Source organism: Polaribacter sp. Hel1_33_78, from assembly GCF_900106075.1.
Taxonomy (GTDB): domain Bacteria; phylum Bacteroidota; class Bacteroidia; order Flavobacteriales; family Flavobacteriaceae; genus Polaribacter.
In genome coordinates, this window is the sequence record NZ_LT629794.1 from 1,800,806 (window position 1) to 1,812,313 (window position 11,508).

Below are 11,508 nucleotides of genomic sequence, written 5' to 3' on the forward strand. Positions count from 1 at the left end.
ATGAAAACACTAAATTGGACTAGAAAAGAGTTTGAAGCATATGTGCTTTTATATGCAGCTCATTGCAATTTTTTTGAATCAAAAGAGGAACAAGCATATATTTTTTCTAAGGTTGATAAAAAAACATTTCATAGAATACACACAGAAGTTGTTGTTGATTCTGATGAAAATAATTTAAATAAAATACAACAATATGTATCAGAAAATAAGTTTAATCAAAAAGAGAAAGATGATTTAATTAGAGATATCAAAAATGTTTTTTTTGCTGATGGCTCTGTCGATGTAATTGAAAAAAAAGTATTCCATCTTTTAAAGAAAATTATTGATTAACTATTTTAAAAAAATGAACTTGTTTAAGTCTGTAAAGTTTATCCTTATTTTGACACTGAAGAAAAACCTGGATCTTTAGGAAAAAGGAAATTAATTTGTAAAATATGTATACATACTAAAATGAAATAATCTAATATTTCAACATAATTTCAGGTTAAATTTTTAAAAATTGTCAAACCTCAATAAGATTTTTTTTATTAAAAGTTACATTGAACATTTATAACTTTAAATTAATTCTTTTATCTCATTAAACTCCTCAATTACAAAATCAGCATTTTCTAAAGTTTGGTCTTCAGCCATGGGATTTCTATAGCCAAAAACAAAAATACCAGCATCATTTGCCGCTTTTACACCATTATCAGAATCTTCAATAACAATACAGTTTTCTTTTGGTGTGCTGCCTAAAATAGCAGCCTTTTCAAAAATTTCAGGATGTGGCTTGGAAGCTTTTAAATCTGCTCCACTAATTTTTGCTGTAAAATAGGTGTTTAACTTAAATCTATTAAAAACCCTATCAATATTTACCATCGCAGAAGAAGAAGCTAAAATTAAAGTAAAACCTTTATTATAGAAATATTTAATTAATTCTTCAACACCTTTTACCAAATGTAAAGTTGGGTCATTTTCAAAGAAATTCACATAACGCTTTCTTTTTGCCAAAACCAAATCCTCAGGATTCAAAGTCAAATTAAAATAGGTAACTAATTTTTGAAAAGCATTGATAGTAGAGGAACCCGTAATAGTTTTATATAAATCGTCAGAAACAGTAACACCAATAGAACCAAAGGTTTCATAATAGGCTTTTTTATGAATTTCTTCAGAATCTATAATTACCCCATCCATGTCAAAAATCACACATTTTACTTCTTTTGGTAGTTTCATTTATTTCAATAAATTATTCTAAAAATTTAGCTTTTATTTCTGGTGTTGGTAGCATACAACTTTCTCTTTTTCCAAACCATTGGTAACGGTTTTTAGCGATAAAATCATAAATCAAATTTCTCAATCCTTCAGGAAAAACGAAGAGAGTTTGTGATAAAAGCCAAAGACCTCCAAAATTATGCAACACTTTTAAAACAGCTGTAGATTTTATATCATAAGAAACTCCAGGTTCAAACAAAATAATAGAATCTACTTTAGAAACATCAATATTTAAATAATTTATAAGTTCTTGACCTGATTTAGACTGCAAAGAAGCAAACATAAAAGTATTCTTTTTATCGATTTTAATCAATTTTAAAACAACGTCATTACACAAATTACAAATACCATCAAACAAAATTATTTTCTTATTTTTTGGAATATCAATCATTTAAGCTTCATAATTTTTATTATTGACAAAGATACTTCATCTTTTTTTAGTTTTCTTGTAACATAATAGAATTAGAAGCGTCTTATGATTGTATTTTATTGGTAATTGATTTAACAAAAAATTAATAACTGCTATTAAAAGCTATCAGTAATTTCGCATAAAAAATAGCCAACGAATGATTAGAATAGAAAAGCTACATAAATCTTACCCCATAGGAAAAGAAAAATTACATGTATTAAAAGGTATTGACTTACATATCAAAGAAGGTGAATTCGTATCTATTATGGGATCTTCTGGTTCTGGTAAATCTACATTATTAAATATTGTTGGTTTATTAGATGGACATGATGAAGGAAATTATTTCCTTAACGGGCAGTTGATTAGGGATTTAAATGAAAAAAAAGCCGCTATTCTTAGAAATAAATTTTTAGGATTTGTTTTTCAATCATTTAACTTAATATCATACAAAACAGCTTTAGAAAATGTTGCATTGCCTTTATATTATAAAGGAATGGCCAGAAAAGAACGTTTGACAGTAGCTATGGATTATTTAGATAAGGTAGGTTTAAAAGATTGGGCTAATCATTTACCCAACGAACTTTCTGGTGGTCAAAAGCAACGAGTTGCAATTGCAAGAGCTTTAGTTACGAAGCCAAAAGTTGTTTTAGCAGATGAACCAACTGGAGCATTAGATTCTACAACTACAGATTCTGTGATGGATTTATTGAAAGATATTAATGGTGAAGGAATGACTGTTTTTGTAATTACACATGAAGAAGAAGTGGCAGAGCAAACAAAAAGAATTGTTCGCTTAAAGGATGGTATTATTATTAGTGATGAATTAACTAAAGTAGCTAAAGCCGTCTAACATATGTTTGATTTAGATCGTTGGAGAGAAATTTTTCAGAGTATTAGTAAAAACAAGTTACGTTCTTTACTGTCTGGCTTTACAGTAACTTTTGCAATCTTATTATTTACATTATTATTTGGTATTGGCAATGGTCTTCAAAATACGTTTAAAAAAGAATTTGCTGGTGATTCAATGAACTCCATTTACATTTGGTCTAATTATACTACAATAGCATACAAAGGAAATCAAATAGGCAAAAGAGTTCAATTTAAAAATGACGATTTTAAGTTTTTAAAAGAAAACTTTGAAAGCAAAATTCAAACAATTAGTCCAAGAATTCAAAGAGGTGTTAATGTTGTTTACAAAAATGAAAAAGACAACTACACAATGAGAGGCGTTTATCCAGAATATCAAGTTTTGGAGTCAGTAGAAATGAATGAAGGTAGATTTTTAAATTATAGAGATATTAATGAAAGATCGAAAGTAATAGTAATTGGTAAAATGGTCGAAAAAGATTTATTTGGTCAATTAAGCGCCTTCGGCAAAGATTTAAAAATTGGAGGTATTATTTATAAAATTATTGGAGTCTTCTCTGATTCTGGAGGAGATAGTGATGAGAGATACATTTATACACCATTTACAACTATGCAAAGATTATATGGTAATAATAATTATGTTGATGATTTTGGTATTACCTACAATCCGAGTTTAAGTATAAATGAAGCTATAGCCTTTGGTAATAAAATCAAACGCGAGTTAAAGAAAAAACATAACGTTTCTCCTGATGATCAAAGAGGAATAAGAATAAACAATTATGCTTCTAGTAACAAAGAAGTTTCAGGAATGATGGTTGGATTAGGAATTCTAATTTTTATTATTGGATTTGGAACTTTAATAGCAGGTGTAGTTGGTATTAGTAATATAATGGTTTACATCGTAAAAGAACGAACAAAAGAACTAGGTATAAGAAAAGCAGTTGGTGCAACACCGAAAGCAATCATTGCAATGATCATGCAAGAAGCGATTTTTATTACTGCACTCTCAGGATATTTGGGCTTAATTTTAGGTGTTGGGATTTTAGAATTAGCAGGTCCTAGTTTAGAGTCATTTTTTATTCTAAATCCAGGAGTTTCAAGGCCAGTTGTAATAGGTGCAACTATTACTTTAATAATAGCAGGTATGATTGCAGGTTATTTACCAGCAAAAAGAGCAGCAAGAATAAAACCAGTAGTAGCATTAAGCGCAGATTAATATGAAATTTTTATTCGAAAAAGACACTTGGCAAGAAATTTACGGAAGCATTCGTAAAAATAAAACCAGAACAGCAATTACCATTTTTGGTGCCTTTTGGGGTATTTTACTTTTGGTTGGTTTATTAGGTGCAGCAAAAGGAATTGAAAATAGCTTTAATAGCATGTTTGGAGACTTTGCTACTAATAGTGTCTTTATTAGTGGCAGTAGAACTTCTATGCCTTTTAAAGGATTTCAAGAAGGTAGACAAATAAAATTAACAACTAGAGATGTTGATTTAATTAGAAGTGAAATTAAAGGAATTCAGTTTGTAGTTCCAAGAAACGCAACTGGTGGTCAAGTTACTAATGGGTTTAAAACTGGTAATTTTACAGTTTTTGGTGATTTTCCCTTATTGGATAAAGTTCAGAAGAAAAAACTTACCGATGGTCGATTTTTAAATCAAAAAGATATTAATGAAAACAGAAAAGTCTGTGTGATTTCTGATGGAATTTATAAAGAATTATTTGATAAAGATGAAGAGGCAGTTGGTACTTATTTAAAAGTCAGTAATATTTCATATCAAGTTGTTGGCGTATATAAATCAGGACGATTTGAAGGTAAAAATAATTTACACATTCCATTTAGCACATTTAAATTGGTTTATAACCAAGGAGATAAATTTCAATGGATGGTGGTTACTGGTAAACAAGAATTTGATATTGTTCAAGTAGAAGCAGATGTAAAACTACTTTTAAAAAATATTCATAATATACACCCTAAAGATAATAGAGCTTTTAGGGGATTTAATCTTGGTAAAGAAATATCAAAAGTTACAGGTTTTTTAACAGGAATGCAATTTTTAACATGGTTTGTAGGTATCGCTACTTTAATTGCTGGTGTTTTTGCAATTGGTAATATTCTACTAATTACTGTTAAGGAAAGAACAAAAGAAATAGGTATAAGAAGAGCCTTAGGAGCAACACCAGGTATAGTAAGACAACAGATTATTTTAGAATCTCTGTTCTTAACCTTATTAGCGGGTTCTTTAGGTATAATTGCAGGAGGCTTAATATTGATGTTAATTGATTCTCAAGATTGGCTCACAAATCCAACAGTAAACATCCCTATAATATTAATTGCTTATAGTGTATTAGTCTTTTTAGGCACACTCATAGGTTTTATCCCTGCATATATGGCAACGATTGTGAAACCAATTGACGCACTAAGAGAAGAATAACAACCCAATAATAATAAACAGTAAATAAACATGAAAAAAATATTAATTTTTGGAAGCATAGCAGTCGCATTAATACTTGTATTAATATGGTTTGGTAAAAAAAATAGCGCCTCTCCAATAACTTATGAAACTGAAAAAGCCTTTAAAACTACTATTATAAAAAAATCTGTGGCTACTGGTAAAGTAACTCCGCTAGAAGAAATTGAAATAAAACCTCAAATTACGGGAATTATTGATAAAATATTATTGACAGAAGGTTCAAAAGTAAAAAAAGGAGATTTAATTGCAACTGTAAGAGTAGTGCCTAATGAGCAATCTTTAATTAGTGCTAAAGGTAGAGTTAACAATATTAAAATCCGTGTAAATAATGCTAAAATTCAGTATAATAGAAATAAGAACCTTTTTGACAAAGGGGTTATTTCCAGACAAGAATTTGAACAGATTGAACTTAATTACAATCAATCTAAGCAAGATTTAAAAAATGCTGAGAATGATTACATGATTATTAAAAGAGGATCAGCAAGTTCTGGAAGTGCCGCCAATACAAGTATAATTGCACAAATGTCTGGTACTATTTTGGAAATACCAGTTAAAGAAGGAGATCAAGTAATACAATCTAACAATTTTAATGCGGGTACCACTATAGCTTCAATTGCTGATATGAATAAGATGATATTTGAAGGTAAAGTAGATGAATCTGAGGTTGGTAAATTAATAAATGGAACAGCTATTGAAATTTCTTTAGGAGCAATTGAGGGTAAAAAATTTCCAGCAAACTTAAATTTTATTGCTCCAAAAGGAACAGAAGAAGCTGGTGCTGTTCAATTTAAAATTAAAGCAGATGTTGCTTTAGATGAAAATTATTTTATTAGAGCAGGTTACAGTGCAAATGCAGAAATAGTTTTAGAGAAAAAAGATAATGTAATGTCTATCAAAGAATCATTGCTTCAATTTGATAGAAAAACAGAAAAACCTTTTGTAGAGATTAAAAATGCAGAAGGCAAATTTGACAAGAAATTTATAGAATTAGGAACTTCTGATGGCGTTAATGTTGAAATTATAAAAGGTTTAACCATGGAAGATGAAATAAAGGTATGGAACAAGAAAACTGAAAAAGATGATGAAGATCAATTTAATTAATAATTAAAGTAAGCTCAATATTGAAAGGCATTCCCAAAAGGAATGTCTTTTTATTTTACCACCAAACCATAAAGAATTTTAAAATTTCTCCATTTTGTTTTTTTAACCAACAAAGTGGAGAAAATTTTCTATTTATATATTCTATTAATTCAATATCAAATTCATCGAATTTTAACCATGAAACATTTTTGTGAGGTATAATTATCCAATCTTTTTTAATAGGAATATAAAACTTACAATCTGTAAATTGATGCAATTCTTTTAAATTGCAATAAAAACCAGCAATACAATTATTATTTAAAGTTGAAAGTTTATTTTGATGTTGAAAAGGAACAAACAATTGTGCCTTAAAATATACTTGTTGCTCTATTTCTGAAGCCTCTAAATTGATACTGTTTAAATACGTTTTGCATTCATCAGAATAGAGTAGAGGTAGTTGTTTTTTTGATAGCTTCTCTAGTTTTTCTTTTAAAGAGTCTTTTCTATTAGGTCCAATAAAATGCTCAATTTCGGTTGTTCCCACACTTTCATCAAACAAATAAAATTTGTAAATAATTTCTAAATGAATAACTGTATTCTCTTTTTTAATAATGCAATCTAATTCCCCTAAAGTAATTTTATTTTGTTGAATTTGAATATTTTCACAAATAATAGAAATAGACTCTTCTTGCTTTAATTGAAAAGAAACGAGGCGCTCTATATATTTTCCAAGTCGTAATTTTTCATTTATTTCGGCATCGATTTTCGTGGATTTTGATTCAATATCAAATTGATTTAACGCATAGATAATAGCGCCATTCCACAAACAATTCGTTTGCAAAAATCCTTCATATCTTTTCTGAATATCTTTTCTTTTTTGATACATCTTAAAATCGAAGTTACAAATCTATTTTGTAAATTGAACTTTTAAAATTTATTAAAATGCAAATAGAAAAATCTACTTTCAAGTACCTTCAAGATTTACAAAAAAACAATAATAGAGATTGGTTTGCAGATCATAAAGAAACTTATTTAAGAGGGCAGCAAAATGCGAAAGATGTATTTGCAGAAATTCATGCAAACTTGCAAAAGCATGATGAAATTGAAAAATCTAAAATGATGCGTATTTATAGAGATGTGCGTTTCTCTAAAGATAAAACACCCTATAAAGCTCATTTTGCAAATTCATTTTCGAGATTAGGCAAAGAATTAAGGGGAGGCTATTTTTTAAGAATTAGACCAGGAGAATCTTTTTTGGCTGGTGGGTTTTGGGAACCTAGTAAGGAAGATTTATTCAGAATTAGAAAAGAAATAGAGCTAGATGCGTCAGAAATAAAAGATATTTTAAAAGATGAAAATTATAAAACACATTTTGGAGGAAAGTTCGAAAGTTTTTCTGAATTAAAAACAGCTCCAAGAGGTTTTGATAAGGGTCATCCTAATATAAATTTATTACGTAAAAAGGGATTTATTGCCTCTAAAAAATTTTCCGATGCTGAAGTATTATCTCCTGATTTCATAGATAGCGTTGACGAAAGCTTTAGAGCTTTACGTCCTTTCTTTAATCTATTTAGTGACATATTAAGTACCAATTTAAACGGGGAATCTTTAATTTAGAAGGTAATATTATGCTGAAAACGTATAGGCAAGAATCTTATATTCTGTTCTTTAAAACTTATTAAGATAAAAGAACTCATCATAAAATTATTATTAAATCAATCGTAATCTCTTAGAACAGTTCTAACATCAATCTTTAGGTGGACTGCATAAACTATCAACAGTCCTCTACTTTAAATTCTGATCAATTTCACGTTTTAATACCAAAACAGTAATAATAGTCGACAAAACATCCGCAATAGGAAAAGACCACCAAACCCCTTCTACACCGTAATATTTTGGCAAAAAATAGGCTAGAGGAATTAAGAAAATTCCTTGTTTTAAAAGTGTTAAAAATAATGCCGGTAACGCTTTTCCTGCCGCCTGAAAATAGGCCGAACCAATGAGTTGCATCGTAACTATTGGCGTTGCCAAAAACACAATAAACATTGCATTTGGTGTTTTATTTAACAAAGTTGTATCATTTGTAAAAACCCAAATAACCTCTTCTTTAAAAAGTAAAATCCCTATAAAAATAATAGACCCTAAAATAGAACCAAACCAAATAGATTTTTTAATGGTCTCTTGAACTCTGTTATTTTTTCTAGCTCCTATATTAAAACCAGCAACAGGTAAAAAACCTTGACAAACTCCTAAAACGGGCGATAAAGCAAACATCATAACCCTATTAATAATACCAAAAACAGCAATGGATATTTCACCTCCATATTTAAAAAGCGAAAAATTTAAAACAATCATTAAAATACTTATTGTGCCTTGTCTAACGATTGACACCCCTCCTAATTGAAAAATCTCAAGAACAATTTTAAAATCTAATTTAAAATTTTTAGGAATAATTCTCAGCTCACTTTTTGAAGATAAAAAGAAATATAAAATATATAATCCACAACTTGCATATGCAAAAGAAGTTGCTAAACCAGCTCCCCACATTCCCCAACCAAAAACTTTGATAAATAGAATGTCGAGCAAAACATTTAAAACAGCAGGAACCATCATGGCATACATGGCAAATTTTGGTTTTCCTTCAGCTCTAATAGTTGGATTTCCCATCATTGCAAAAGCCAAAAACGGAACTCCATAAATAATGACACCAAAATATTCTGAAGCAATGGGTAAAATCTCTCCTTTAGCGCCAAATAGATTAAGAATTGGCAAGCTGTAAATTTTTCCAACAGTTACAAAAAGGATTGCCAAAATGACTGTTAAAGAAATCTGATTCCCGAAAGTTAGAAAAGCTTTTTCAGAATTTTTAGCTCCTAAAGCTCTTGATATAATTGAACTTCCTCCAATTCCAATTCCCATTCCAATAGAAGAAATTAAAAAAGCAATTGGTAATACAACAGTAATGGCTGCAATAGCCAAAACACCAATCCATTGACCTACAAAAATAGTATCAACAATCATATTTAAAGACATTACAAGAATTCCAATAGTAGCAGGAACCGCTTGTTTAATAAGTAATCTAGTAATCTTTTCGGTACCTAAATCGTTTGCTAAATTTGTCATAAGATCTTGTAAAGATGATCATAAATATGAAGTTCATTGTAAAACTATCATCAATAATTCTTATAGATATATTATAATTTATAAGTTTGTCCAAATTCATTAAAATGGAAAACGTTTTTATATTAACAATTACAGTTTCTGCTGAAGATATTGACAATTTACAACATGTAAATAACTTAGTCTATTTAAAGTGGATGGATAAAATTGCAACTACTCATTGGACTCATTTAACAAAAAATAATCCTTTACCTCAGTACGTTTGGGTGGTAATGAGGCATGAGATAGATTATTTAAAACAAGCTAGTTTAGGAGATGAAATTATTGTAAAAACATGGGTAGGAGAGACCAAAGGTATCACCTCTATTCGTTTTATGGAGTTTTATAAAAAGGATGTGCTATTGGTAAAAGCTAAAACTATTTGGGCAATGTTAGATTCCAAAACTTTAAAGCCCGCAAGAATTAGAGAAAATGTTTTAAAAGTATTACAAGCTCCTAAATAAAAGTATATTTGCACAAAATTTAGATAAAATGTCAACTTTTTCTTCCTTAGGAATTCATAAAAATTATATTAAAGCAATTAAAGAATTGGGAATTTCTACACCCTCAGAAATTCAAGAGAAAACGATTCCTATTTTATTGAATTCTTCAACAGATTTTATTGGTTTAGCGCAAACTGGAACTGGAAAAACTGCTGCTTTTGGCTTGCCAGTTTTACATCATATTGATGCTAGTTCAAACGATATACAAGCGTTAATTTTATCACCTACAAGAGAGTTAGTTCAGCAAATTAAAAAGCAATTATTTAAATTCACGAAATTTAGTGAAGATAAAATTTTCATAGAAGCTGTTTTTGGAGGAGAAAAAATCGATCGTCAAATGAATAATCTTAAAAGAACCACGCATATCGTTGTGGCAACTCCGGGAAGGTTAATTGATTTAATTGAACGCGGAAGTGTCGATATTAGTCACGTAAAAACGGTGATTTTAGATGAAGCCGATGAAATGTTAAGCATGGGTTTTAAACAAGATTTGAATAGAATCCTAAAATTTACGACTAAAACTGATAGAAAAACTTGGTTGTTCTCAGCGACAATGCCAGAAGAAATTAAAAGGATTGTAAAGACGTATATGGATTCTAATGCTCCAAGAATAGAAATAAATAGAAGTTCTTTGGTCAACGCGAATATTCGACATCATTTTGCTAAAACAACCTTAAAAGAAAAGACAAATGATATTGTTTCATTTTTAGAGAAGAGACAAGCTCAAAGAGGAATTATTTTCTGTAGAACAAAAGCCGGTGCACAGAACTTAGCCAATTACTTAATTGAAGAAGGGTTTTCTGCTGCCGCTTTAGAAGGAGATATGCAACAAAAAGAACGCGATAAAGTGATGAGGGCTTTTAAAAAAGAGAATTTACAGTATTTAGTTTCAACAGATGTTTCTGCTCGTGGAATTGACGTCAGTGGTTTAGAATTTGTAATTCATCATCAATTACCAGAACAATTAGAATACTATACACATAGAAGCGGAAGAACCGCTAGAGCAGGAAAAACAGGAGTTTCAATTGCTTTTATCTTACCTTCAGAATTGGATAAAATTCATGAAATTCAAAAAGAATTAAATATTAAATTCACAGAAGTTACGGTGTAAATGGAACTGATTTATGTTTTAGACATTTTAGGAACTTTTGCTTTTGCGATTAGCGGAGCACAGGTTGCTAAAAAGAAACAATTTGATATTTTTGGAGTAATAATTATCGCTTTTGTTACTGCTGTTGGGGGAGGAATGATTCGTGATGTTTTAATTAATGCACATCCTATTAATTGGATAGGTGATTTAAATTATGTTTGGACAATCTTAATAGCTGTCCTTACAATGTATTTATTCAGAAGCAAAGTCGCCCATTTAAGTAAAACCTTATTTTTATTTGACACTATAGGTATTAGTGTATTTACTTTGCTTGGCTTACAGAAAGGATTGGACTATAATTTACATCCTTTTTTAGCCTTAATTATGGGAATGGTTTCGGCTGTTTTTGGTGGAGTAATTCGTGACGTTCTGACTAGAAAAGTTCCCTTGATTTTTAAGAAAGAGATTTATGCTTCAGCCTGTTTAATAGGTGGTGTCGTCTATTTATCTTTAGGATTCCTTGATGTATCCGAAAATATTCAATTTGTTTTATCAGGATTAGTGATTTTTGTAATCAGGCTAGTCGCTGTAAAATACAAATTAGAATTACCAAAAATTAATAACGACATTTTTGGGAAATAAAAAAGCGAAAATTATCTCTTCACTTTTTTACTT

Annotated in this window: 13 protein-coding genes; 9 read left to right on the top strand and 4 right to left on the bottom strand. The window is 29.5% G+C overall.

Annotated features, from left to right (window positions below; all coding sequences use genetic code 11):
• Positions 1–330, top strand: a complete 330-nt coding sequence (locus BLT88_RS07640) for a hypothetical protein (protein WP_091954019.1) — start codon at positions 1–3, stop codon at positions 328–330.
• Between the two features lie 225 nt (positions 331–555).
• On the opposite strand, the gene BLT88_RS07645 is transcribed toward BLT88_RS07640, so the two are convergent.
• Entirely contained in the window at positions 556–1,212 is a 657-nt protein-coding gene (locus BLT88_RS07645) for an HAD family phosphatase (RefSeq protein ID WP_091954021.1), read from the bottom strand.
• 13 nt (positions 1,213–1,225) lie between these two features.
• Entirely contained in the window at positions 1,226–1,642 is a 417-nt protein-coding gene (locus BLT88_RS07650; protein WP_036786345.1) for a thiol-disulfide oxidoreductase DCC family protein, read from the bottom strand.
• A 175-nt stretch (positions 1,643–1,817) separates the two neighbouring features.
• Here BLT88_RS07650 and BLT88_RS07655 point away from each other — a divergent pair, with 175 nt between their 5' ends.
• From BLT88_RS07655 to BLT88_RS07670, 4 genes are read left to right on the top strand one after another with little or no spacing between them, the layout of a single operon-like run.
• Positions 1,818–2,510, top strand: coding sequence for an ABC transporter ATP-binding protein (locus BLT88_RS07655; RefSeq protein ID WP_091954022.1), 693 nt, complete (start codon positions 1,818–1,820; stop codon positions 2,508–2,510).
• Between the two features lie 3 nt (positions 2,511–2,513).
• Positions 2,514–3,743: an ABC transporter permease gene (locus tag BLT88_RS07660; protein WP_091954024.1), complete on the top strand. Its 1,230-nt coding sequence runs from the start codon at positions 2,514–2,516 to the stop codon at positions 3,741–3,743.
• 1 nt (position 3,744) lies between these two features.
• Positions 3,745–4,962: an ABC transporter permease gene (locus BLT88_RS07665; RefSeq protein WP_036786351.1), complete on the top strand. Its 1,218-nt coding sequence runs from the start codon at positions 3,745–3,747 to the stop codon at positions 4,960–4,962.
• 30 nt (positions 4,963–4,992) lie between these two features.
• Entirely contained in the window at positions 4,993–6,102 is a 1,110-nt protein-coding gene (locus BLT88_RS07670; RefSeq protein WP_091954026.1) for an efflux RND transporter periplasmic adaptor subunit, read from the top strand.
• A 55-nt stretch (positions 6,103–6,157) separates the two neighbouring features.
• Here BLT88_RS07670 and BLT88_RS07675 read toward each other — a convergent pair whose 3' ends face one another.
• Positions 6,158–6,967 (bottom strand): DUF1853 family protein, encoded by an 810-nt coding sequence (locus BLT88_RS07675; protein ID WP_091954027.1) that lies wholly within the window; start codon positions 6,965–6,967, stop codon positions 6,158–6,160.
• Between the two features lie 56 nt (positions 6,968–7,023).
• On the opposite strand from BLT88_RS07675, the gene BLT88_RS07680 reads away from it, so the two are divergent.
• A complete protein-coding gene (locus tag BLT88_RS07680; protein ID WP_091954029.1) occupies positions 7,024–7,698 on the top strand; it encodes a DUF2461 domain-containing protein in 675 nt (224 codons plus the stop codon).
• Between the two features lie 168 nt (positions 7,699–7,866).
• Here the strand turns inward: BLT88_RS07680 and BLT88_RS07685 are convergent, their stop codons facing one another.
• A complete protein-coding gene (locus tag BLT88_RS07685) occupies positions 7,867–9,204 on the bottom strand; it encodes an MATE family efflux transporter (RefSeq protein WP_091954030.1) in 1,338 nt (445 codons plus the stop codon).
• Between the two features lie 104 nt (positions 9,205–9,308).
• Between BLT88_RS07685 and BLT88_RS07690 the strand changes: the two genes are divergently transcribed.
• From BLT88_RS07690 to BLT88_RS07700, 3 genes are read left to right on the top strand one after another with little or no spacing between them, the layout of a single operon-like run.
• Positions 9,309–9,704 carry a thioesterase family protein gene (locus BLT88_RS07690; protein WP_036786362.1) on the top strand — a complete coding sequence of 132 codons (396 nt, stop codon included), beginning with the start codon at positions 9,309–9,311 and terminating at the stop codon, positions 9,702–9,704.
• Between the two features lie 28 nt (positions 9,705–9,732).
• Positions 9,733–10,854, top strand: coding sequence for a DEAD/DEAH box helicase (locus BLT88_RS07695; RefSeq protein ID WP_091954032.1), 1,122 nt, complete (start codon positions 9,733–9,735; stop codon positions 10,852–10,854).
• Positions 10,855–11,475: a trimeric intracellular cation channel family protein gene (locus BLT88_RS07700; protein ID WP_036786366.1), complete on the top strand. Its 621-nt coding sequence runs from the start codon at positions 10,855–10,857 to the stop codon at positions 11,473–11,475.
• Positions 11,476–11,508 lie beyond the last annotated feature (33 nt).